Consider the following 24,373-nt stretch of genomic DNA (forward strand, 5'->3'; position numbering starts at 1 on the left):
GCGGCGACGTCCTTTGAAAGCCAAGCGATCGCCGCTTCGGAAGCAGGCCGGCTAGATCGTACCGCCGAGCTCTTCGGACAATTGCTGCAGTTCCTTGCCGCCGGCCATGAGGTTCTGCAGCTCATCCATCGCGATATCCGCCTTGGCAAAGGTGCCAAGCGTCTGGCCGCGATTGAGGATGGTGAAGCGGTCTGCCACCGCATAGGCATGGCGGACATTATGAGTGATGAAAATGACGCCCAGTCCTTTCTGTCGAACCTGATGGATGTATTTCAGCACCATCGAGGTTTGCGCCACACCGAGCGCCGAGGTCGGCTCGTCGAGAATGAGGATCTTGGCGCCGAAATAGACGGCGCGAGCAATGGCAACGCACTGGCGTTCGCCCCCGGACAATGTACCTACCGCCTGATTGGGATCGCGGATATCGATGCCGATTTTGCGCATCTCTTCCCGCGTGACATCGTTGCAGTGCGTGAGGTCGAGGCGACGGAAAGGGAAGAAGCCCTTGCGAGGCTCCCGCCCCATGAAGAAATTACGGGTGATCGACATCAGCGGGATCATGGCAAGATCCTGATAGACGGTCGCGATCCCTGCATCGAGCGCGTCGCGCGGACTGCGAAAATTGACCGGCTTGCCTTCGACCAGGAACGAACCTCCGCTTGGGCGCACGACACCGGAGAGCGTCTTGATCAACGTGGATTTCCCCGCGCCATTGTCTCCGAGGAGACAAAGCACTTCTCCGGCCGACACTTGCATCGACACGCCGTTGAGCGCAATCACGGAGCCGTAGTGCTTGATGATGTCGGTCACTTCGATGATCGGCGTTCGATTATTGACATCAGACATGATCAGCGCTCCCCGGTAACCTTGCGGCGGATAAAATTGTTGAAGAGAACGGCGAGCAGCAACATCGAACCCAGGAAGACCTGAAACCAGTCGGAATCGAACTTGGTGTAGGTCAGGCCGATCGAGACCGAGCCGAAGATGATCGCGCCGAAGAAGGCGCCAATCGCCGAACCGTAGCCGCCCGTCAGCAAGCACCCACCAATGACGGCGGCAATGATCGCCTCGAACTCTTTCTGAAAGCCGCGTCTGGCGTCAGTCGAGCCAGCATCGAGCACGGTGATGATGGCAACCAGAGCTGCCGCGCATGCTGTCAGTGCAAACAGGCCGGTCTTAACTCTGTGAACGGGGACGCCGGAGTTTCTCGCCGCATTGGGATCGCCACCGGCAGCAAAGATCCAGTTGCCCATGCGGGTGCGCAGGAGGACCCAGGTCGCAGCCAGGGCAAGCGCGACAAACCACAATACGGAGACCGGGATGCCCGTGACCTTCGGCATGCCGTTGGGGAACCTGTCGATCAGATCGTGATCCGCGAGCCAGACAAAGACGCCCTTCAGTGCATCGCCGGAAAAGAAGCCAAGCAGCGGACTGTCCTTGACACGGTCGCTGATGCCGCGAAGCTGCGTCGAGCCGCCTGTCGCCCATTTCAGGCCGACGAGCGTCAGGCCGCGGAGAATGAAGAGGAATGCCAGGGTCACGATGAACGACGGAAGGCGCGTATGAATAACGATCTGCCCATTGATCGCCCCCATGAACGCAGCAAAGAGCATCGTCATGACGATGGCGACCGAAAGCGGTTGGCCGAAATTCGTGAGGATGACGCCGAAAATCAGTCCCGCGAAGGCCACCATCGAGCCAATCGAGAGATCGAACTCTCCTCCGATCATCAGAAGTGCCGCCGCAATGGCAAGGATTCCCAATTGCGATGCCGGCGCCATGATGGTCATCAAGCCGGAAAGCGAAAACATCGTCGAATCTGCGGTAAGAAAGAAAAAGACGATGACGAGAACAAGACCTGCCACAGCACCAAGCTCGGGCCGCCGCATCATATGCGTCAGAAAATTCACTTGTTTGACGCGCTCATCGGCCTTCGGCGCAGCCGCCGTTCTCTGCTCAAGCGAAGCCATAACTCCTCCGACTGGATCGTAATTTAGAGTAGCGGTGGCGCTGTTCGGCAGCGCGTTCGGTCAGCCAAACCTCCTCCCCACTAGGAGGAGGAGATTCTGGGAGAATGCCTTTCGGCAATTCCGGTCAGCGAATGCCCTTGGCGGAAAGATCCACAACCTGGGCAGCCTTGTCCTTGGTGATGAGGTTCGGGCCGGACGGAACATTACCACCCGGGATAAGCCCGTATTTGGCGTAGTTTGCCAAAAATACGACAGGCAGATAGCCCTGCAGGAACTGCTGCTGATCGATCGCGAATGCTGCCTTGCCGTCGGCCACGGCTTTCAGGAAATCGGCTGAAAGGTCGAATGTCGCCACCTTGATCTTGCCGGTCATTCCGACATCCTCTACGGCCGCGAGCGACGGCTCGCCGGCCGTGCTGGCACCGAGCGCCATGACGGTGTCGACGGCGGTATTTGAACTCAGTGCCGCCTTGACCTTCGCGCGGACATCTGCCGGATCGTTGCTGACGGGTACCACCGTGACCTTGCCGCCGAACCCGTCGGCAAAGCCCTTGCAGCGCAGATCGAGCGAAACGTTGCCGACCTCCTGGTTCACGCACAGGCCTTCCTTGCCGCCCAGCTCATGCAGTTTCCCACCGGCGGCTTTGCCGGCGGTATATTCGTCCTGGCCGACATGCAACAGCGCTCCCAGCTCCTTTGAAACGTCGGAACCGGAATTGATGGAAATAACCGGGATGCCCGCGGCGACGGCCTTCTTGATGGATGGACCGAGTGCTGAGGCGTCTGGAATGGAGACGATGAGCCCATCGGGCTTCTGATTGACGGCAGCATCGATGAGCTGCCCCATCGACACCATGTCGAAAGTTTCCGGAGCGCGATAATCGACGCTAATACCCATGTCCTTCGCCGCTGCGTGGACCCCGTTCTTGACGACGGACCAGAAAGGATCATTGGCCTGGCCGTGAGTGACGGTGACGATGCGAATGTCAGCGGCATTGGCGATTGCCGAAGAGCCCATGAGCGCAGCAGCAACGGCCGCGCCCGTGAGAAGCGATTTCAAACCGAATTTCATTTTACCCTCCCAAAAAACAGTCCGCGCTACGCGAACCTCCGAATGCTACCGGTTGCAACTCCATTTGCACCCGGTAGCAAACTCGATAAAGCTACTTTATTGTCGACAAAAATCAAGCATCCATTCCATTTTTATTTTTTTGTGGAATATTCATTCCAATCAGAAGGAGGCGGGCATGCGCAAACGGGCGACGGCAAAAGAGGTGGCTGAGGCTGCCGGCGTGTCGAAATGGACCGTCATCCGTGCGTTCACGCCAGGTGCGTCGATTACGGACGCAAGCAGACAAAAAGTGCTTCAGGCGGCCGAGGTCCTGAACTATTCGCCTAACCTGCTTGCCCGCAGTCTTGCGACGAACACCACCCATCAGGTGGCCGTCTTCGTCGACGACTTCGCCAATCCGCACAAGCTTCCGGTTCTGGAGATGTTGACCGAGCGCCTGCAGGCACAGGGTCTGCTGACCGTATTGATCAACATCAACCGCCATTTCGATCACGTTCACGCGTTGATCAACGCCGACCAACGACAATTCGACGCCGTTATCCTATTCGGTACCGCCTTTCGCGAGGAAACGCTCGGTGATCGACGCCTTGGCCGAGGTTTCCCGCCGATGTTCGTTCTTGCGAGAGACAGCCAAATTCCCGGCGTTCCCGCGATTGCCTGCGATGCAGAACTCGCTCTCAGCGAGATCGTCGATTACCTGTTCGACAAGGGCTATCGCCGTCCCGGCTTTATGACGGGGGCGAGAACCCTGTCGACGGCGCTGGGCAGGCGCCATCATTATGCAAATTTCTGGCGACGGAAGGGTGTTGAAGGCGTCACAGAATTGGCCGCGGAAAGATACAGCGCCCAGGCCGGCGCCGAGGCAGCACGAACTTATTTGCGTGCAACTTCGCCCGCGTCGCGCATCGATGTATTGATGTGTGAAAATGACATTTTGGCGCTGGGAGCGATGGATGTCGCCCGGAGCGAATTCGGTCTCGGAGTCCCGCAAGACCTGGCAGTCGTCGGCTTCGACAATATCGAGCTCGGCGGCGCCCCCGCCTATGGACTGACAAGCTACGAACAGCCCGCCGGCGAGATGGTCGACGCCATTGTCGCAATGATCACCGGAAAGCGCGACGCTGAAATGGTTGTCATGCAGGGGCGTTTTGTGCCGAGGTCATCGGCATGAAATGTCCCTAGGATCGTCCAATGAGCACCTCGCACCTCTGACCATGATCGAATGGCGTCTAAATGGTCAGCTCTTGAAAGGATCATTACCAGCGCCCCCCCTGAAGAACCTATGAGATATGGCATAGCGCCTATTTATGGAACTTTGGCTATTTTAAACCCTGTCGTAATGCCATCAACCAGACGAACACACCCAAATGCGGAGCGAAGAACCGCGCGACGCTAGGATGCATCGCCCAGCAAGATGGGCGATGCACGGTTCGAATAGCCGGCCGCCATCATCTTGACGGAGCCTAATAGTGATGGTCGTTCAATCGAGCGAAGACACTGGCGAGATCGCTCTCCTTGACGCTATCGCCGACATACCAGCTGAGGGTGTCGTAGAAGCCAAGAAAGGAGCCTTTCGTTTTGGCCAGAAGTGCCGTGGCTTCCGCAACAGAAATCGAAAGCGCCGCGATGAAGAAGTCGACGAGGGCGGCCTCGGCCTTCGGATGGGCGAAAACGAGCGCCGTGGGAGAGTTGGGCGAGATGACAGGCAGAGCGGAAGCTTCCGGGCGGCACGGCAGGGTGACGGACAAGCGGATATCGCGGGAGGATGCCGCAGCCTCGATCACGAAAGCCTCCGCATCAAGAACCCAGGTAGAGCGTGAGGTATCGAAATAGCGAAAATCGCGCTGCGTTAGCGTGAAGCTCACCGTCTTCGCCTCGCCGGGCTGCAGATGCAGCTTGGCAAAGGATTTGAGTTCACGGATCGGCCGCTTCAGGCCTGGCGCAAGCGGGCGCACATAGAGCTGGACGACCTCCTTGCCGGCGGCCGATCCGCTGTTGCGGACAGTGACACGTACCCGACAATCCGCAGCTGCGCCGATCTCACGCGCATCGATCTCGATATTCTCATAAGAGAACGTCGTATAGCTGAGCCCATGCCCGAACGGGAACGCCGGGACAATCGCTTTGAGATCGTAGAAGCGATAGCCGACAAAAATACCCTCGCTGTAGACATGGCGTCCGTGCTCGCCGGGATAGGTGTGCCAGCCGGGAATATCCTGCATTCGCGCGGGCATGCTGGCGGAGAGCTTGCCGCAAGGGTTCTGCTCGCCGAATAGAATGCGAGCGAGCGCTTCGCCGCCGCCTTGCCCCGGATAGAAGATGGCAAGCACGGCATGGACATCCTCGAGCCACGGCATCTCGACGGTATCGGGCATCGAGAGCACGACTATGACCTTCCGTCCGGCTGCCGCCAACGCCTTGATGAGAGCATCGTGGCTGGCGGCCAGCCTCAGTGAGTCACGGTCGTTGCCCTCGCCGTGGCGGCTTTTCTCGTTCTCCGCGAACACCAGCGTGACGTCGGCACTCGATGCTGCCTCGACGATCGTTTCGATCGATGCCGGCATGCCGACCGGAACAGTGGAGGAAAATGGCAGATGCCTTGCCTTGAGGTCACTTCCCGCCCGGGCGGCGATCTGAACGAAGGGGCTGTCAACGCGATAAGGGTTGGTCGTGGCCGACCCAGAACCCTGAATGACAGGGGTGACAGCGCCATCGCCGACGACGAGGATCTCGCCTGGGCGGCTCGGATCAATAGGCAACACATTGCCTTCGTTGCGCAGCAGCACGATCGATTCCGCGGCGATCTCCTGCGACAGGGCATGGTGCCCGTCAAGGTTCGCGGCCATCCCGCGCCGCTCGTTCAACTTGCATTGGCGCACGAATGCCAGAACCTTCGCGCAGGCAGCGTCGACCGCCTCGGGCGCCACTTTACCGGCCTTGATCGCAGCACTCAGGCGCGCTTTGCGTGGCTTGCTCTCCGGCATGTCGAGATCTGTCCCGGCAGAGAGCGCAGCCCCACGATCCTTGATGGCGTGCCAGTCAGAAACGACAAGCCCGTCATAGCCCCACTCCTCGCGCAGGATTGTGGTGAGAAGCCAGTGATTCTCGGCCGCCTGGACACCGTTCAGCGGATTGTAAGCGCTCATGACGGTCCAGGGCGCGCTCTTCTCGATCGCCCGTTCAAAGCCAGCCAAGTAGATCTCGCGCAGTGCCCGTTCATCGACTTCTGAGCTGGTGGTTGTTCGTTCGATCTCGGAATTGTTGCAAGCGAAATGCTTCAGCGAGGCCCCGATGCCGTTATCCTGCAGGCCCGAGATGACGGCCGCAGCAATGTCCCCACTGATGAGGGGGTCCTCGGAATAATACTCGTAGGCACGGCCGGCCAACGGCGTGCGGCGGATATTGATGCCCGGTCCAAGCAGGAGATGGACGCCGAAGTTCTGGCATTCCGCCGCCAGCGCCGCCCCCATCCGATAGGCCAGATCGACGTCCCACGAACAGCCAAGCAGATTGCCGTTTGGGAAGCACGTCGCGGGACGGGTCATGCCGAACATACCGCCTGGCGCATCGGCCTGCTGGTCGACGAGTTCCAAGAATGCCTGCAGGCTGTCTGCATCACTGTCACCGGCGTCGATTTGGGTCGTCGAGTAACGAACGCCATAGGCGCCGTCGGTCATGACAACAGATGGAATGCCGAGCCGTTCGATGGATCCTGTCTTCCACAGACCACGTCCGCTCAGCAGATCGACCTTTTCGGCAACCGTCATCTGGCCGACAAGCGAGTGGATTTCGTCGTCGCTGGGCTGAAACATCGATACTCTCTCATTTCTAGGCAGCAGAGATGGTCCTGTCAGCAGATCTTCTGCAGGAGTTCCATCAGCATCATCCGCTCGGCAAGCGTCAAGGTGCTCAGCGTTTCTTGCGAAATCTGAAGGGCGATTGATAGATTGCGCGCTACCGTCGCCTCCCCTTCTGCAGTCAGCGTCAAAACAAGACGCCGCGCATCGGCTGCATCCGGCGCGGTGTGAACCAGCCCGCGCTTGACGAGCCGGTCGACGACGCCCTTGATGGTCGCCATATCCATCGCCGTCTCACGGCCAAGATTGCCCTGGGAACAGGGCTGCAGATCTTTGAGTTTGACCAGCGCTGCCCATTGGGTCGTGGTCAGCTTCTCAGCCATCAGGCCTGTGAAGATGGCGACATGGCGTTGGTTGGCCTGGCGCAGATAAAATCCGATCTGTTCGCCAAGCGCATATTCGGCCTGCGGAGCGTTTGCGTCGGCCGCGGATGAAGGTGCTGCCTTTGGCGAATCGGCTTTATCTTTGAACGGAACGTCCATGGGATCTCTCAAATCTATCTGTTCGTCTTCCAGGCAGGCAACCGCGTTCCTAAATTCATTCTCGCCATAAGTTCAGGATGGCTTCTGTCGACAGAATTTCAATCTGCTCAGAAAGCCTTGGCGCCAAATTCTCGACGACGACTCTGTGCGCCTTCATGTCGCCGCTTGCCAGCGCGTCTTCTGCCAGAACGACACGGTAGCCGGCATCGACTGCATCGAGAACGCTGGCGTAGACGCAAACATCGGTTTCGACGCCCGAAAAGATCATGGTATCGATGCCTGCTGCCTGCAATCGCTCGGAAAAACCGGGCGACCCGAAGACCGAATAGGTTTCCTTGTCGACGAGCGATCCCTGTTGGGCGACCGCCGCAAGCGGTGCGACCAGATCAAGCATCGCGACGTCAAGTTCATCCAGCGTCACAGCCGACCATCGGCGATAATAGTTCTTCCATCGGCCCTTGGCGCTTTCGGGATCCCGCGGAACCATGAAACGGGCGAACACGGTATCGGATGGCCTTGCAGCGCACAGCGCCATCACGTTCGGAAGAATCTCGGCAATCGCCGGCGTGTACCACGCCGTCTCCTCGATAAACAGGCGTTGCATATCGATGACGACATGCAACGTTCTTTTCGAAAACGGCACGGTCGCCATGGTCACTCAGCCACCGGGACCGTGTGTTCCGGAGACCAGCTCAAGGTGATGGTGTCACCATCGCTCAGGACCTTGCCGTCGCGGTTCTGTGCAAACAGCTTGAGCGGCAGTCCGTCCTTGGTTTCCAGGAGATAAGAAAGCACCGGGCCAGCATAAATGACGGTGGTGATGCGCGCCGTCAGGCTGTTGCCGTCCGTCGGGCCCGATACGATCGACATCTTTTCCGGGCGCACGGCGAGCGTGACCTTCGAGCGGTCGCCGGGTAGTGTCCCGGTGGTTGTCACCACGGTGCCATCGTTCAGGCGCACGGCACCGTTATCAATCGTACCGGTCAGGAAGTTGGAATCGCCGAGAAATTCCGCGGCAAAGCGTGTCAGGGGCCGCTCGTAGACCGTTTCCGGCTCGCCGATCTGGACAATCCGCCCCTTGTCGAGAATGGCGACCTTGTCGGAGAGTGTCAGCGCCTCTTCCTGGTCGTGGGTGACAAAGATCGTTGTAAGACCGCTCTCGCGCTGGATACGCAGCAGTTCGACCTGCATCTCCTGACGAAGACGCCGATCGAGCGCCGACAGCGGTTCGTCCAGAAGCAACACGCTCGGCTTGATGACGATGGCGCGCGCCAGCGCGACGCGCTGCTGCTGGCCACCGGACAGCTGCTTGGGCGTGCGGTCGCCGAAGCCGGGAAGCCGCACCATCTCCAGAGCGCGATCGACTTCCTTGCGAGCGGCCGCGCCCTTGATGCCGCGACGTTCCAGACCAAACGCAACATTCTGGGCGATCGTCATGTGCGGAAACAAAGCGTAAGACTGGAACATCATGCCGATGTTACGACCCCAGACCGGGATATCGGTCACATCGTTGTTGCCGATCGTGACAACGCCCTGGTCCGGCTTGATGAAGCCCGCGACGATGCGCAGAAGCGTAGTCTTTCCGGAACCGGACGGTCCAAGAAGGCTGGTGAAGGAGCCTTCCGGAAACTCGGTGGTGATATCTGACAGGACGGGCGTGGTGCCATAGGTCTTGGCGACGGAATTGACTTTAACGTTTGTCACGGGTGTCTCCGGGCTTGGCGAAGCGCGCGAAAATCAGGATGATCGTCATCGAACCGAGCAGAAGCACGGTCGAGATCGCATTGATTTCAGGGGTGAAGCCCTTGCGGATCGAGGAGTAGATCTGCACCGGCAGCGTGGTGTAGCCGGGCGTTGCGAGAAAGTAGGAAATGACGAACTGGTCGAGCGATACGGCGAAGGCGAAAAGTGCCGCGCCGAGGATACTCGGATAAAGCAGCGGCAGTGTCACCGAGAAGAAAGCGTGGACCGGCGTGGAGCCAAGGCTCATCGCGGCGTCTTCGAGATCGGCACGAATGGTCCGAAAACCGGTACCGACCACCAGAACCACATAAGGGATGGCGAGGGCCACGTGGCCGATCAGCAGGGCATGCATGCCGCGCCCGATGCCGCTCCAGTAGAAGAAGATCAGCATGGCCGTGCCGGTGATCAGCCATGGGATGGCAATCGGTGGCAGAAGCATAAGCTGCAGCAGGCTCTTGCCGCGGAATGTCCGCCGCGACAGCGCCACCGATGCCATGGTCCCGAGCGCTGTCGCCAGCACCGCGGTGATGGTGGCAATAACGATGCTGTTGATGCCGGCCGTCAGCAAAACAGTGTTGCTCCACAGCGCCTGGTACCATTGCAGCGAAAAGCTGAACGGCAGCTGATAAAGCGGCGAAGCGTTGAAGCCCATCGCCATCATCACGAGAATGGGCGTATAGAGGAAGATCAGGATCGCGATGAGATAGAGACGTCCAAGCGGGTTCATGATCCCCTCCTCAAGCTGTCGTGCCACGGCGCAGAACGCCGGAGAAGGTTGCGAAAATGGCGAGCACGACGGCCAGCAGCGTAAAGGACAATGATGCGCCGAGCGGCCAGTTGAAGGCTTGCGTGAACTGGTCTTCGATCACCGTCCCCATGGTGACGCCGACACGGCCACCCAGGATGCGCGGCTCCATGAACGAACCGATGACCGGAATGAAGATCAGGACGGAGCCGGAGATCAGGCCAGGAGCCGCGAGCGGCACCAGAATCTTGAACAGAATGGTCCACCAGCGTGCGCCGAGGCTGGATGCAGCCTCTATGATCGCGTCGTCGATTGCCACCAGGGCGATGTAACAGGTCAGGATCATGTATGGCAGATAGCCGTGAACAAGACCGACCACGATTGCATAGCGTGTGTAGAGAAAGCCGATCGATCCGGCCTCGGGCGCAATCATGTGCAGCAGATTGTCGAGGAAGCCGTTTTCCCGGAGCACCATCGTCCAAGAGAACACGCGCACCAGACCGTTGGTCCAGAAGGGCAGAAGGATCAGGATCAGCAGCATTTCGCGCGTCTTGCCAAAGGTCGATCGAACCAGCGCAACGGCGGCGAGAAAGCCGAGTATGGCGCAAAACAGCGTTGTCCAGAAGCCGATCAGCAATGACGTGATGCCGATGCCGACCAGATAGGGCTGATCGACGAAGGCGCGGTACTGCTTCAGCGTAAAGACGATCGGGGCCTTGCCCATCGGTGTCGCCGACATGAAGCTGAACACGAACATAGTCAGCAGCGGCAGGAAGACAGCAAGTGTCAACCAAGCATAAGTTGGCAGCAGCAAGGCTGTCGTCGAAACCCATGACGGGAGCGCGCGCCGACTGCGCGGACCCGAAGGTCCACGCACTAACGCCAATGTCAGTTGGTCATTCTGCATAGAAGGCTTTCACTTCCTGCCATACGTTGTTGAAGGCTTCGCGGCGATCGTCCGGCAGCGCCGACATGATGCCCATTGTCTTCAGGTATTCAGGCTTGTGCACCTGGCGGCTCAGATCGTCGGTCGGAAGCGCGGACAGAGCGGCCGAGTTCGACGACGCCGGAGCACCGACCTTGGTGGCCCATTCCACATAGAATGCCGGATCGATCATCCAGTTGGCGAACACAAGCGCGCCTTCCGCGTTCGGAGCCGATGCCGGGATACCGAGACCATCGACCCAACCGATGCCGCCTTCCTTGGGAACAACGAACTGAACTGGAAGCTTCGAGTTGCGCTTGGAGCGCACCGAACCGCCCGACCAGAAGAGCGACAGGTCGAATTCCTTGGCGGCAAACGACTTGTTCCATTGATCTTCCGTGGACCAGAGAAGCTTAACGTTCGGCTTGATCGACTTGAGTGCAGCCGTAACAGCGGCCAGATCCTTTGGATCGTTGATGTCCTGGCCGCTCATTAGGGCGCCGACGGCAACGTTGATGATCGCATCGTCGTCCATGGCAACGCGGCCCTTATAGGCAGGGTCGGCGAGAACGGCGTAGCTATCGGGAACCGGCATGCCTTCACGGATGGCGAGCGAGGTCATGCCCCAGACCCACGGAACTGCGAAGCCCTTGCCGTCCTTGCTGAAGTTCGGGTTGGAGCGCAGGTTCTCATCGACCGTCGCTGCGTTCGGAACCTTGCTGAAATCGATCGGCTGCAGCAGATCTTCGGCAACGGCCTGGGCGCAACGTGCGGCGTTGAGAACGACGAGATCGTAAGCGCCCGGATTGGTGCGCAGTTTGGTCAGCATCTCCGATTCCGAGCTATAGTAGTCGTGAACGACTGCAATGCCGGTCTTTTCGGTGAAAGCCTTGACGGACCATGCTTCGTCCGTGCCGTAGCCTTGCCAGTTCAATACCGTGATGGTGCCAGCCGAAAAGGCCTTGCGCGGCAGGCTGGAGAAACTGACGCCAGCGACAAGCGCTGCGGACATCAACTTCATCGTATTGCGTCTGGTGAGTTCAGTCATTGTGGCACCCCTCTTGAACATACACAGTTATAGACGATCGCGACCGCAGTCAGCGACCTCAACGGATCGGCTAAGCCGAAAACAGGCGACATGCCAGGCACATCTAATTGTTTGTATGCAAACTATCATCAGAGGAAATCGAATATTCGAACACGCATTTTTCCGGGCAAGTGAAAACCTGCGCCGCACAGCTGCGGAACATCGTTTTATAGACGGATAATAGCGTATAACGCCGATAGAAAGCCAACTTCAATCATTCGATTTGTCGCCGACCTCAGTTCAAACCCTCTGATATTAGTATCAGTCTTTTCGTTTTTTATTTGTATACAAACTATTGATGAGGAATTGACTTGTGTCAAGCGCTACCTTGCGTGGGGAGCGGCTCGCGTGGTGAAAAATAGACGTCGAGTTGGCGGTCACGGGCGCTCTCGGCAATCATGAGGCGTATCCCTTGCTGTGATGCAACAAAGGCGACATTCTCCCCATCCAGACGGACAGCAACGACCTGACGAATGTTCAGGTCAGGCAGCTCGATATAGCCGTCTTCGGCGGTTGGCGCGACGGTGCAGGCAATCCGCCCTTCTGCGATGGTGATGCGCGAGAGCGTGGTCCGCAGGTCGGTCCTGAGCGCGGTGCGGCGGTTCAGCGTCAAGGCAAGAATGCCTGCTTCAACGGCCAGATGCAGCGTTCCTGACGGCGACACCATCGGCCCGAGAGCGACATCCTGCCCAGTGTTGCGCACGGTCCAGCCCGTCCAGGGATCGAACTCGACGATCTCGCCGGCGGCCATCAGAGGCAGCATCGCTGCCCAGATGTAGAACGGGTCGGTATCGCCCTGGTCCATCGCCTCGCCGGTCACCGCATTGTAGTTTTCAGAGGCGATGCGATCCTCGCGCCAGGACTTCATGAAGAGGTCGTAGCTCTGGGCGGCAAGTTTGCTCGCTTCCGCAACGAAGCCATAGCGGCGCAGGCCGAGCCAGACCATGTAGTTAACATTCGGCCAAATGCGTCCGCGCCAGTAGACATTGTCGGCGAACGCAGGATCGTCGCGCGTAGCATTCGGAAGAACGTAGTCGCCGCCGAACGTGCTTTCATCGCTCAGATGCTCGAGCAGGCGGGCGGCCTGCACTGGCGTGGCCGCGCCGCATAGCAGCGGGTAGAAGCTGGTCGGCGATAGCGACCGCACGAAGCCACCGCGCCGCTGGCGATTGGCGAATATGCCACGGCTTTCGTCCCACAGTGTTTCCGAGATCAGCTTGCGGCTGCGCTCGGCAAGGGCGGCGAATTCGCGTGCATCTTCGGGCTTGCCGAGCACCGCGGCCATTTTCGACAGCATCTCGGCGTCGAGAGCCGCTGCACAGTTGAGGCCGAGGTCGAACGTCGACAGGGTGCGGGTGACGGGATCGTAGACCGCCTCGTCATGGGTCGCAGAATTGTCCATGCCGGTTTCATTGCGCGCGGCAAAGGCAGTCCCCTTGTACAGGCCCTCGCCAACATCCGACGTACCGCAGGAGAGCAGCCCTAAACCATCCGGATCGCGGTTTTCCTGCCACCAGCGCCGATTGCGGACCAGCGCATCATAGCTTGCCTGGATCATCGAGCGTTCGCCGGTGCGCTGATACAACTGCCAGACCACCAAAGCACCGAACGGAAGCTGCGTACGATCGACCCATGCGTCGTTGGAGGTGACGATGCAGGCGATATTTCCCTGCGGCGTCGCACCCGCCACCGCAGTGGCCATATTCTCGCGCGCCAGATCCGCGTCGAAGACGCCGGCCAATAGAGCCGCGAAAATCTGGTCATTGTACCAGACCGCGAACTTCCCGAGGTTCCAGATCCGCGTCACTGCCGTATAGGGGCGCGCATTGATTTCGTCCCAGATCGTGTTCCAGGCGACCACATCGCGGATGGCGTCGAGCGCGCCTTCGAACACGCCTGCCTGGACATCGCCGATTTCGGCGGGCGCACCGGCAGCGAGACAGGCCTGCGCCTTCGAAATGGCAAGCTCCGCGCTATCGGCAACGCCTGCGGCATAGGCGCCCTTGCGCATCATTTCGAGATTGAAGCGCAAGGCGATGACAGGTGCCTCGTTCTTGCGGGTGGCGGTGTAGAAGTAGCCGTTCTCCTCGAAATCCGCGCACAATGCGTCGATCGTCTCGTGGCCGGTGACATGGATCGGCGGTTCGGAGGTCGCGACCGCCACGAACCGGGTGCCGATCTTCAAGAGAGTGACGTTTCGCCCTGCATCATGGACGGCTAGCTCACTGCCATCGGACGAGATCGCCAGCGTCACCCAGAAGCGCAGCCCCCATTCGGCCGAAACCTTGCCGTCCCAGCTGCCGCGAACGGCGAAGGGATCGGTCTTCGTGGTCGAAAAGGCCACGGTCGTGCCGCTGTGATCGGTCTCCAGCTCGATCAGCGAGCCGTCGATCGTGTGGCGCCCCAGCCGGACCGAGTCGCGGCGCGGTTCGATGACAGAGGTCGACTTGCTGCGGGTCGAGTACAGAATCGGCGTGATCCGCACGCCGAGGGGCAGGAAAACCATTTCGGCCGGCCGGTTGGACCAGCTGTTCCAGGCGCGCATCAGGGGGATCGTCGAATGTTCTGGCATGGCTAGGTGGTTTCCGGTCAGTTTGTCTGCGGGATGAGTTTCGGTGCTGCGGTCAATCCGCTCTTGTCGAGGCTGTCGCCGAGATAGGGTGTGTTGCTGTAATAGCGATTTGCGGCCGTGTTGGCGACGCGCAGTTCCAGCGAATGAACACCGGAGACCAACCGACCCAAGGCAAAACGATAGGGCCGCCAGCCGCGGCGATCGATCTGCCTGCCGTCCAGCCACGCGGCGACCACGGTATTGACCTCAGGCAATTCTAGGACCCAATCGGCCTCATCGCCTATTTCCAGCGTCAGCCGATAGATGCCGGTACCGGAGAAATCGGTAAAGCCCTGCATCTCCCAACCTGATAGCACCGAAATCGGCACGAACTCTAAACCGGTGCCCGGCGCAAAGCTCCAACCGTCGACAAGCGATATCGCGTGTCCAGCATCAAGAAGCGGTTGATCCGAGAGTTGACCTTGGATCGTTGCCTTCTGCAGCACTTGCCGCAGCCGAATGCAACGTACTTCCTGTGGTGCGAGCGCGACCGCCAGACGACCGAAGGTGGATGCCTCATTCACCTCGCCTGTCGTCGCGGCCCAAACCTCACACTCGAAGCCGTCTCCGAAGGAGATCTCGCTGACGAGCTCCGTTGAGCAATCGTTGAACAGCACGACACGCCACCAGCCGTCGGGCTCGTATCCGACCCATTGCCATGGCTTGTTCCCAGAGCGGCAGACCAAGTCGGGACCGGACGACGGAAGCGACTGCAACAGAGCGATCACATCGCTGTCGCCGGGCATCCCTTCGACATGCACTGAAACCTCGACGGCATCCCGTATTGCGCTATCGCAGACGGTGGACAAGTGATCGCCCGACGACCAGATGACACCGCCCGCAGCCTTGAAGGCATCAAGGGTTTGCAACGTCGCCTTAGTCTCCAGCACGGTCACAGATGGCAGGACGATCGCATCGAAAACCAGGCCCGATGCCAGGAGACGGCTACTCTCTATCGTTGCAGTCGCAAGATCAGCCTCACTCACCAACATGAAGTCGCGTCCCTGCGTCAGAAGCTTTTCGCACCATGCGCCGATGTGGGTGGCATGTGTGTGGCGCGGGCCTTCTGCGAACGCAGTCTGAAGCGGATAGAGGATTGCAACGGGGGTACGGGGTTTGGCCGGCTCGATGAAGGCGGAGATGCGTGCGGTCTCCTGCGCGAACAGATCGTGATAACTCCACCACGGCTCGAAATTGATGCCCGGCCCGAAATCAAAACGCGGATTGGCAAAGGGCGTCGGATCGTCGTCGTGACCATCGCTCTGGTAAACGCCGTGCCAGAGAAACTGTCGGGTGCCGAGGCAATAGAGCCGGATCGCTTGCGCGCGCATTGTCTCCAGCGTCAGCTCCCATTGGCCGGCGGCGCGCACGGGCGTTCGCTCGGCGCTGGCATAGGTCTCCACGACACAGCGGCTGCGGCCATTCGAGCGGGCAACGGAATCGCCCAGCTTCGGCGCAAGCTGGGCAATGAAATTGTTGGAATCGACCGCCGTCTCATGCCTGAAAGCGTCGATGCCGAAGAAATCCACAGCGAGCGCAACCCTGGGGTCTATGCTGGTGAAACCGCCGTTCAAAGACCACGCGCTGATATGCGGTAGGATCTCGTGTCCAGTCAGCGCGATGCCCTTGCCCTCGGCCCATCGACGCAGCGTGCCGAAGAAGGCATCGTTCATCAGGGCTGAATAGGCAGCATAGAATTGCGCGCGCAACCGCAAGGTTTCAGGCCCGACATCGCGCAGCAGCGCCAGCAGCGTCTTGGCGAACGGCTGGCCCGTGCTATGCAAAGCGGCATCCGGCAGCGTCGAAGCAAACAGCAGACTGTTGCCGAGACTGCCCGAAATCTGATCCCACTTGTAAAACCCGGCCGCCGGCTGGTCATAGAACACGAAGCCGACGGGATCAGGCACGAGATCACCAAGCGCTTCGACGAGCGGATCAAGCCCGACGTCGATGAACCGCTCCGCGGCTTCCGGCAGGAGGTAGTTGATCAGCCGGGAGGTCGTTGAGCGCGCGCTGATGAAGACCGTCAACGTCTGGCCGTCTTTAATCTCGCCGTCGAATGCGTAGGTGCAGGAAACATCGTCGCTTCTAACGACCGATGTCTGTGTGATCACATCGACAATCTCGTCCAGACCGCCAACCTCATCGGAGGAATGCAGCAGGGCGGACGCGACCACCCATTCGCACCACTCGACCCGACCGCCTTCATATTGCCACTCGAAAATGTCCGACCCCATCTTTTGCGTGAAAGGCGGATGGATGCCGCTGATCTGCCCCTCAGCCTGCTCGGACGAGGCCCAGAACAGGTGGCGTTCGCGCACCGCGTCACAGCCCGCAACCGTGCGCCCGCCGGCGTGACCGCTGATCCAGTTGTAGTCGTCATAAATGCCGAGCTTCAGGCCAAGCTTACCGGCGATTTCGGCCGCAACGCGATAGGCATTGAGGTAATCAGGCGACAGATAATCATCCCGCGACATCGCAAGACGCGCCTGGATGAGGATGGTGCCGATCCCCTTCAGTTTGAAATCGTCGAGCTGTGCGTGGCAGACCTCCTCCGTCGGGATCGAATGCCAGAACCAGTAGGCCGAGGGCCGAAAGGCGGCTGTCGGTTTTTCGAACACGCCGCGGTGGTCGATATCCTGTCCGGTTCGGATCTGGGCCAACTCGTCTGCTCCCTCAGTGGCTTGATGCCGTGACGCGCTGTATGGCGTTTGTCGTCTCCGTCCAGGCCGGCTTGTCAGGAGCAAAGCGCGCCCTGAGATAGGCGGCGAGATCCTTGATCTGGCTTTCGTTCAACGTCTCGCGAAACGCCGGCATCGACATCACCTCTGGGCCTTCGCGGCCGGTGGTTTGCGCAAGGATCGCCGGCGCCTCGACGCCGTTCAGGATCGCCTGGATGAGATTGTCGGGTGTGTCTGCATGCAGGTTGCTGTTGAGGGCAAGCGACGACAGGATAGTGTTTCCGGTATGGCAGGTGGCGCAGGCGCCGTTGAAAAGCCGCTCGCCCTTCGGTGAAATATGCGCAGCAGAGGCCTTGGCGGCTTCGCTCGCCGCAACGGCCGCTTCACTCTGTGCCTTGGTGTCGGCAGGCGCTTCGTTCAGGCTTGCGAGATAGGTTGCCATGGCGCGGATATCGGAGTCCGGCAGCGGCCGCATCACTTCGACGACATGCGCCATCGGGCCTGCCGCGCTGCCATGATCGCGCGAGTGACCGGTGCGCAGATAGTCGTAGAAAGCATCGGCGGTCCAGCCGACCGGACCCTTGGCGAAGGCATTCAAGGCCGGCGCTTCCCAGCCATCGGCAAAGCCGCCGGAAAGCCTGGCGCTGCCGCTCTTTTCCGCGCCGAGCACGTTTCGATCGGTGTGGCAGGCCGAACAGTGGCCGAGCGTTTCCACTAGGTAAGCGCCTCTGTTCCACTGTGCATCACGGGCCTGGACGTATTTGAACGGCTCCGCTTTCAGGAAAAGCGCGTTCCAGCCCGCCATGATCGCGCGGATGCTGTAGGGGAATTTCAGTTTCGTCTCCGGCGCCTTTTTGGCAACCGGGGCCTGCGTCATCATGTAGGCATAGAGCGCCTGAAGATCAGCATCATCGGCACCCGCAAATGATGTGTAGGGGTGGGCGGGATAGAGGTGATGGCCGTCACGGCTCACGCCCTCGCGCATGGCCCGCTCGAAGGCCGGATAGGACCACGCGCCAATACCGTTTTCGGTGTCCGGCGTGATATTGGTGGCATAGACCGCCCCAAAAGGCGTGTCGAAGCGTCGGCCGCCAGCAAAGGGCGTACCGTCGGGGCCGACATGGCACACATTGCAGGCACCGGCAGCAGCCGCCAGCCGTCCACGCTCGATTGTGGCGGCGCTATAGACGTTGGTATCCGGCCGCTGAATGGTGCTGATTGCCGGTCGCCATGGCGAGGACACGGTGACGATGCCGGACAGTGCCGCGACAGCACCGACGGCGGACAGACCGATGTTCCACCACTTACGCTTATTTGCGGGCGGGGCGGAAGGGGTTTCATCCTTCTTGCCGTTCAGCGCAGCGAGCACCAGCTCCGGCGTCAATGGCAATTCACGGAAGCGAATGCCGGTGGCGTCATAGACCGCGTTAGCAATTGCCGAGGCACTGGGAACGGAGGCGGACTCTCCGACGCCGAGCGGCGGTTCGTCCTGCCGCGGCAGCATCAGCACGTCGATGGCGGGGACCTCGGGGAAGGTGATCAGCGGATAGCCGCCCCATTCCTTCGACTGCACGGCGGTCGACGAGAATTCGACCTTCTCCTTCAGCACCCGGCTGGTGGATTGAATGATATTGCCATGGATCTGGTGGCGCACGCCATCGGGATTGATCATCATCCCGGAATCCTGCGCGCAGGTGACCTTGGTCACCGCGATCTCGCCGGTCTTCTTGTTGACGGCGACATCGGCGACCCAAGCGGCCCATGCGGCGGCCTTGCCCGGGAACGGCCCGTGGATGTAAATGGCATAGGCAAACCCGCGCCCATAGAGCAGGTCGCCCTCGCCGCCGAGGGTGCCCCATGCCGTATGCGGCACCCACTTCGCCCGTTCGGCCAGCGCATGCACCAGATCGACGGCGCGCGGATCGTGGAGATAGCGAAGCCGATACTCGATCGGATCGACGCCGGCGGCAGCGGCCAGTTCATCAATGTAGCACTCGTGGGCAAAGGTGTTCGGCATCGCCGAGACGCCACGGAACCACGATGCACGCGCAATCGGTGGCATGTCATGCACGGTCACGCGAAGATTGCCATAGGCATAGGGCGGGATCGCAGTGCGATCGCCCATCTGCACGACATCGGAGACCGGCGGCACCTTGCCGGTGAGGATCAGGGAGAGCGTCGGGGCGAGATTGGAGGGATAGCGGGTTTCGAAATCGTAGGCAGACGGACCACCCTCCAGATCGAGACCGCCGCGCACGTCCATGATCTGGGCGGCGCCCTTCGGCTCCCAGGCATGTTCCTGCTCGCGGGTCAGTTGCACCCGCACGGGTGCCTTGACGGCGCGCGACAGCAGTGCTGCGTCAGCCGTGACGTCGTCGGCGCAGTTACGGCCATAGCAGCCCGCAGCTTCCAGCCGCTCGACCTGGATGAGATCTTCCGGCATGTCGAGAAGGAGTGCCAGATCGCGGCGCATGGGGAATGGGTTCTGCGTGCCCGACCAGACCGTGAGACCTGTCTCGGTATAGTCCGCCACCGCGCAGGACGGACCGATGGAGCCGTGCATCTGGTAGGGCCATACATACGTGCGGTTCATCGGCTGGGCGCTGCCGGCCAGCGCCATATCGACATTGCCAAGGTCGGCAAGCTTGCGCGGCCTCGCCGGGTTGGCTCGAATCGCCTTTTCAGGTGCGTTCAGATCCGGCCACTCGGGCGGCGCGCGCCAGACGACCTTCAGGCTCTTGGCCGCCTCGATGGCGATCTCCTCGCGGGTCGCGACGATACCAACAAAATCGCCGATGGCGACCACACCGACCAGCCCCTGAATATGCGCGACCGATCCTTCATCGATCGAAATCAGGCTATTGCCGACATGCTCGCCGTGATCGAAACCGGCATAGGGAGGGCGCACGACCCGACCGTGCAGCATGCCGGGCACGCGTACATCATGCACGTAGGTCCAGCGCCCGGTGGCCTTTTCAGGAATATCGACACGCGGACGCGACGAGCCGACGAGCCGATAGTCCGCCGCCGGCTTTAGCGCGGCTGTCTTGTCGATCGACAGCCTCACATGGTCGCCGGCGATGATGTCGCCGAAGCTGAGCTGCCAGTTCTCGCCGCCATCCGTACGAATGATGCCATTGTCCACGATCAGCCGCTCAAGCGCCACGCCAGCCTTGTTTGCCGCCTTGGCGAGCAGATAATGGCGGGCGGTGGCGGCGGCCTGGCGCAGGGGAATGGCAGTGATCTGAATCGTTTCGCTGGCGATCGTCGCACCCTGATTGGGGGCAGCCGAGGTGGCGCCGAGCACCATATCCACCTGCTCGAACGGCACGCTGAGCTCCTCGGCTACGATCTGCGCCAGCGAGGTACGGATGCCGGTCCCGAGATCGACGTGACCGTTGAATGCGGTCACACGGCTATCCGCACCGACCGCGATGTAAAGCTCTGCGGCATCGCCCAGCGACGCATCATTGACGATGAGCAGCATGTCTGCAGCGGACATATAGCCGGATTTTGGCATTTCGCGGTGATTGGTCATGGAGAAACCTCCTTCACGGCGTCCAGCGGCACGGGATCCGGCATGGGTCGGCGCGCACGTTCGGCTTTGGCATAGCCGACGGCCCGCCTGGCTGCAGCGAGTATTTCCATATGCGTCCCACAGCGGCAGAGATGATGGCGCAGTGCTTCGCGAATGTCTTCCTCGTTCGGATCAACATTGCGATTGAGCAGGGAAGCGGTGGCAATGATCATGCCATTCAGGCAGTATCCGCACTGAGCGGCGGCCTCGTCGATAAAGGCTGCCTGGACCGGATGCAGATGCTCGGGTGTCCCGAGGCCTTCAAGCGTGGTTACGCGGCGCGCGCCAACCGCACCGAGCGGCACCGTGCAGGACCGGACGGCACGACCGTCCACGAGAACGGCGCACGCCCCGCATTCCCCGAGCCCACAACCGTACTTCGGGCCGTTGAGAGAGAGATCGTTTCTTAGGATGTACAGGAGCGGTGTTTCCGGGCTTGCTTCGACGCTCGCTACGGCATCGTTCACATTCAAACTGAAGCAAACTGGCAGTGTCAAAGCAGGCCCTCCGCACCGGAGAACGAAACACAGACCACGCCTTTTTCCATCGGCCGAACCGCTACGCAGCAGACATCGCGCGGACGCCCACAAATCATAACGATGCGACAGTCACCGACTCTTCGCATCTATTGCCCCTTTTATTTTATTAAAAAGCGTATACGCTTTATAGTGACAGATGACAAGTCGGATTTGGCGATTGCGATTTCCCTAGTATATTCAATTGACGAAGGAATTTCTGCGCAATTTTGATGAAAATTAAAGCCTCGCTATTGCTATTTAGAGCGTATGCGCTAGACTTTTGCCAAGCCACCAATCGTGGGAACAATGCGTCGAAAGACAGCTAAGAAGGGTCGCTATGTCTAACGGAAAAGAAAAGATCGCGATTATCGGCGCCGGCCTCGGTGGCGCCGTCGCGGGTGCGCTACTCCAGCACGCGGGTTTTGACGTCAACGTCTATGAACAGGCGCCGAGCTTCTCGCGCCTGGGTGCCGGCATCCATATGGGGCCGAACGTCCTGAAGATTTTCGAGCGCATCGGCGTCGACAAGAAGGTCATCCGCATCAGCAGCACGCCGAGCCATTGGCTCAGCCGCGACGGCATTACCGGCGAATACACCGCGCGGGTTCCGCTCGAAGGTTACGGCCAGACCTATTGCACCGTTCACCGCGGAGACCTGCAGGCCATTCAGTGCGATGCGTTGCAGCCGGGCACCTTGCATTTCGGCAAGAAGCTGGCCCGCCTCGACGACAACGGCACCGATGTGCTGATCGAATTCGAAGATGGAACCTCGGTGCGCGCCGATATCGTGATCGGCGCCGACGGTATCAATTCGCGCGTTCGCGAAACGCTGCTCGGCGCAGAAAGGCCGAATTACAGCGGCTGGGTCGGCCATCGCGCTCTGATCTCGTCCGACAAGCTGAAGAAATACGACCTGACGTTTGAGGATTGCGTCAAGTGGTGGGGTTCGGACCGTCACATGATGGTCTACTACACGACGGCTCGCCGCGACGAATATTACTATGTCACCGGCGTTCCGCATCCAGCCTGGGAGTTCGATTCGGCTTTCGTCGACAGCAGCCGCGACGAGATGGCGGCGGCGTTCGAGGGTTATCATCCGATCATCCAGGCTCTGATCGAAAGCACCGATGAGGTGACGAAGTGGCCGTTGTTCAACCGTAACCCGCTGCCACTCTGGAGCAAGGGCCGCCTCGTGCTGCTGGGAGATGCCTGCCATCCGATGAAACCCCATATGGCGCAGGGTGCCGCGATGGCGATCGAAGACGCCGCCATGCTGACCCGCTGCCTGCAGGAAACCGGCATCAACGATTTCCGCGCCGCTTTCGGACTGTATGAGACTAACCGCCGCGACCGCGCGACGCGTGTCCAGAGCGTTTCGAACGCCAACACCTTCCTGCTCAAGCAGGAGGATCCCGCGTGGGTCTATGGCTACGACATCTATGCCGAGCCGCTGAAGAGCGAGACCGCAGCATGAGCGGCGGCGCCTTGTACGGTGCGAACGTCTTCGCCAACGGCATTCGGCAACACTATCTGCGCTACGGCGGAAGCGGCTCTGCGGTCATCCTGATCCCTGGCATCACCAGCCCGGCGATCACATGGGGTTTCGTCGCCGAGCGGCTCGCCGAACGCTACGACGTCTACGTGATCGACGTGCGCGGCCGGGGGCTGTCTTCGACGGGGCCCGACCTTGATTACGGCCTCAACGCGATGGCCGCCGACGTGGTCGGCTTCGCCACAGCGCTCGGGCTTCCTGCCCCTGCCCTACTCGGCCATTCGATGGGCGCGCGCATCGCCATCCGCGCCGCCGTTGCGGCGCCCGAGGCGTTTTCGAGGCTCGCGCTGATCGATCCGCCGGTTTCTGGCCCCGGACGCCGCGCCTACCCGAGCAAGCTGCCTTGGTATGTCGACAGCATCCGCCTTGCGCTGAAGGGCATCGATGCGGAAGGCATGAAGGCGTTTTGCCCGACATGGACCGACGAACAGCTGAAACTGCGCGCCGAATGGCTGCACACCTGCTACGAGCCCGCCATCGTCACCGCCTTCGAGGACTTCCACAAGGACGACATCCTCCCGGATCTGCCGAAGCTCAAGCGGCCGGTGATGCTGATGGTGGCCGGCCGAGGAGGCGTGATCGAAACCGTGGACGAGGACGAGGCCCGCTCGCTGTATCCGGCGCTGGAAATCACCCGGGTGCCCAATGCCGGGCACATGATCCCTTGGGATGATTTCGACGGCTTCTTTGCCGCGCTTGGAGATTTTCTCTCCCGTTGATTGGAACGGCGGCGGATCGACGATCCACCGGCGTTTGTTTGACACTCGCTTTTGCAACGCAGAGGATTCCATCCGTGCAGAAATATTACCGTATCGGCCAGATCGTTCCGAGCTCCAATACAACGATGGAGACCGAAATTCCCGCCATGTTGACGGCACGCCAGTCCATCCGCCCCGAGCGCTTCACCTTCCACTCCAGCCGCATGCGGATGAAGAAAGTGGTCAAGGAAGAACTGGCAGCGATGGACGCCGAATCCGACCGTTGCGCCGTCGAGCTTTCCGACGCCCGCGTCGATGTTCTCGGATACGCCTGCCTGGTTGCGATCATGGCGATGGGCCTCGGCTATCACCGCCAGTCGGAAAAGCGCCTCACCGGCCGCACTCAGGAAAACGACACGAACATTCCGGTTGTTACCAGCGCCGGCGCGCTGATCGAAGGCCTGAAGGTGATGAAGGCCAAGAAGATTGCCGTCGTCGCACCGTATATGAAGCCCCTCACCGAACTCGTCGTGAACTATATTCGCGAAGAGGGCTTCGAGGTGATGGATTGGCGGGCGCTGGAAATTGCCGATAATCTCGATGTCGCCCGCCACGACCCGGAAAACCTGCCGGCGATCGTCCAGACACTCGCTCTCTCGGATGTCGACGTGATCGTGCTTTCGGCCTGCGTGCAGATGCCGTCGCTGCCTGTGATCGCCAAGGTCGAGGCCATGACGGGCAAGCCGGTCCTCACCGCCGCCGTCGCCACCACGTATTGCATGCTGAAATCACTGGGAATGGAAGCCGTCGTACCGGGTGCCGGCGCGCTGCTGTCCGGCGCGTATTGAGGAGAGC

General features: G+C 60.3%; 18 protein-coding genes. 4 read left to right on the forward strand and 14 right to left on the reverse strand.

Translation table 11 applies throughout. The annotated features are described in order from the left end of the window. Positions 1 to 51 precede the first annotated feature (51 nt). From PMI09_RS24410 to PMI09_RS24420, 3 genes are all read right to left on the reverse strand, one after another. Entirely contained in the window at positions 52 to 846 is a 795-nt protein-coding gene (locus tag PMI09_RS24410) for an ATP-binding cassette domain-containing protein (RefSeq protein WP_007800739.1), read from the reverse strand. Between the two features lie 2 nt (positions 847 to 848). Then, positions 849 to 1,970 (reverse strand): ABC transporter permease, encoded by a 1,122-nt coding sequence (locus PMI09_RS24415; protein ID WP_007800741.1) that lies wholly within the window; start codon positions 1,968 to 1,970, stop codon positions 849 to 851. Positions 1,971 to 2,094: 124 nt separating this feature from the next. After that, positions 2,095 to 3,042, reverse strand: a complete 948-nt coding sequence (locus PMI09_RS24420) for a sugar ABC transporter substrate-binding protein (RefSeq protein WP_007800743.1) — start codon at positions 3,040 to 3,042, stop codon at positions 2,095 to 2,097. Between the two features lie 175 nt (positions 3,043 to 3,217). Here PMI09_RS24420 and PMI09_RS24425 point away from each other — a divergent pair, with 175 nt between their 5' ends. Next, the gene (locus PMI09_RS24425; RefSeq protein WP_007800745.1) at positions 3,218 to 4,213 is read left to right on the forward strand and encodes a LacI family DNA-binding transcriptional regulator; all 996 of its coding nucleotides are present in this window, start codon (positions 3,218 to 3,220) and stop codon (positions 4,211 to 4,213) included. Between the two features lie 292 nt (positions 4,214 to 4,505). On the opposite strand, the gene PMI09_RS24430 is transcribed toward PMI09_RS24425, so the two are convergent. The 11 genes from PMI09_RS24430 to PMI09_RS24480 all read right to left on the reverse strand — a co-directional run bounded on the left by PMI09_RS24430 (position 4,506) and on the right by PMI09_RS24480 (position 21,247). Further along, on the reverse strand, positions 4,506 to 6,854 hold the full coding sequence (locus PMI09_RS24430) for a beta-glucosidase family protein (protein WP_007800747.1): 2,349 nt from the start codon (positions 6,852 to 6,854) through the stop codon (positions 4,506 to 4,508). Positions 6,855 to 6,892: 38 nt separating this feature from the next. Next, positions 6,893 to 7,381 (reverse strand): MarR family winged helix-turn-helix transcriptional regulator, encoded by a 489-nt coding sequence (locus PMI09_RS24435; protein WP_007800749.1) that lies wholly within the window; start codon positions 7,379 to 7,381, stop codon positions 6,893 to 6,895. Between the two features lie 55 nt (positions 7,382 to 7,436). Then, the gene (locus PMI09_RS24440) at positions 7,437 to 8,033 is read right to left on the reverse strand and encodes a cysteine hydrolase family protein (protein WP_007800751.1); all 597 of its coding nucleotides are present in this window, start codon (positions 8,031 to 8,033) and stop codon (positions 7,437 to 7,439) included. 2 nt (positions 8,034 to 8,035) lie between these two features. Next, positions 8,036 to 9,085 carry an ABC transporter ATP-binding protein gene (locus PMI09_RS24445; RefSeq protein ID WP_007800753.1) on the reverse strand — a complete coding sequence of 350 codons (1,050 nt, stop codon included), beginning with the start codon at positions 9,083 to 9,085 and terminating at the stop codon, positions 8,036 to 8,038. Beyond that, a complete protein-coding gene (locus PMI09_RS24450; protein WP_007800754.1) occupies positions 9,072 to 9,851 on the reverse strand; it encodes an ABC transporter permease in 780 nt (259 codons plus the stop codon). Before PMI09_RS24450 ends, PMI09_RS24445 begins: the two co-directional genes overlap by 14 nt. 10 nt (positions 9,852 to 9,861) lie before the next feature. After that, positions 9,862 to 10,776, reverse strand: a complete 915-nt coding sequence (locus tag PMI09_RS24455) for an ABC transporter permease (protein WP_007800756.1) — start codon at positions 10,774 to 10,776, stop codon at positions 9,862 to 9,864. Then, positions 10,766 to 11,842 carry an ABC transporter substrate-binding protein gene (locus PMI09_RS24460; protein WP_007800758.1) on the reverse strand — a complete coding sequence of 359 codons (1,077 nt, stop codon included), beginning with the start codon at positions 11,840 to 11,842 and terminating at the stop codon, positions 10,766 to 10,768. The genes PMI09_RS24455 and PMI09_RS24460 overlap by 11 nt, the downstream gene beginning before the upstream one ends. Before the next feature lie 355 nt (positions 11,843 to 12,197). Then, positions 12,198 to 14,453, reverse strand: a complete 2,256-nt coding sequence (locus tag PMI09_RS24465) for an MGH1-like glycoside hydrolase domain-containing protein (RefSeq protein WP_007800760.1) — start codon at positions 14,451 to 14,453, stop codon at positions 12,198 to 12,200. 17 nt (positions 14,454 to 14,470) lie between these two features. Further along, positions 14,471 to 17,155, reverse strand: a complete 2,685-nt coding sequence (locus tag PMI09_RS24470) for a hypothetical protein (RefSeq protein ID WP_007800762.1) — start codon at positions 17,153 to 17,155, stop codon at positions 14,471 to 14,473. A gap of 13 nt (positions 17,156 to 17,168) precedes the next feature. After that, the gene (locus PMI09_RS24475; protein ID WP_007800764.1) at positions 17,169 to 20,711 is read right to left on the reverse strand and encodes a molybdopterin cofactor-binding domain-containing protein; all 3,543 of its coding nucleotides are present in this window, start codon (positions 20,709 to 20,711) and stop codon (positions 17,169 to 17,171) included. Then, positions 20,708 to 21,247 (reverse strand): (2Fe-2S)-binding protein, encoded by a 540-nt coding sequence (locus PMI09_RS24480; protein WP_007800766.1) that lies wholly within the window; start codon positions 21,245 to 21,247, stop codon positions 20,708 to 20,710. Before PMI09_RS24480 ends, PMI09_RS24475 begins: the two co-directional genes overlap by 4 nt. 358 nt (positions 21,248 to 21,605) lie before the next feature. Between PMI09_RS24480 and PMI09_RS24485 the strand changes: the two genes are divergently transcribed. The 3 genes from PMI09_RS24485 (at position 21,606) to PMI09_RS24495 (ending at position 24,366) form a co-directional block, all read left to right on the forward strand. After that, a complete protein-coding gene (locus PMI09_RS24485) occupies positions 21,606 to 22,742 on the forward strand; it encodes an FAD-dependent monooxygenase (RefSeq protein WP_007800768.1) in 1,137 nt (378 codons plus the stop codon). Beyond that, on the forward strand, positions 22,739 to 23,539 hold the full coding sequence (locus PMI09_RS24490) for an alpha/beta fold hydrolase (protein ID WP_007800770.1): 801 nt from the start codon (positions 22,739 to 22,741) through the stop codon (positions 23,537 to 23,539). Before PMI09_RS24485 ends, PMI09_RS24490 begins: the two co-directional genes overlap by 4 nt. A 74-nt stretch (positions 23,540 to 23,613) precedes the next feature. Then, positions 23,614 to 24,366 carry a maleate cis-trans isomerase family protein gene (locus PMI09_RS24495; RefSeq protein WP_007800772.1) on the forward strand — a complete coding sequence of 251 codons (753 nt, stop codon included), beginning with the start codon at positions 23,614 to 23,616 and terminating at the stop codon, positions 24,364 to 24,366. The last annotated feature ends 7 nt before the right edge of the window (positions 24,367 to 24,373 follow it).

Source organism: Rhizobium sp. CF122 (assembly GCF_000282035.1).
In the GTDB taxonomy this organism is placed as follows: Bacteria; Pseudomonadota; Alphaproteobacteria; order Rhizobiales; family Rhizobiaceae; genus Rhizobium.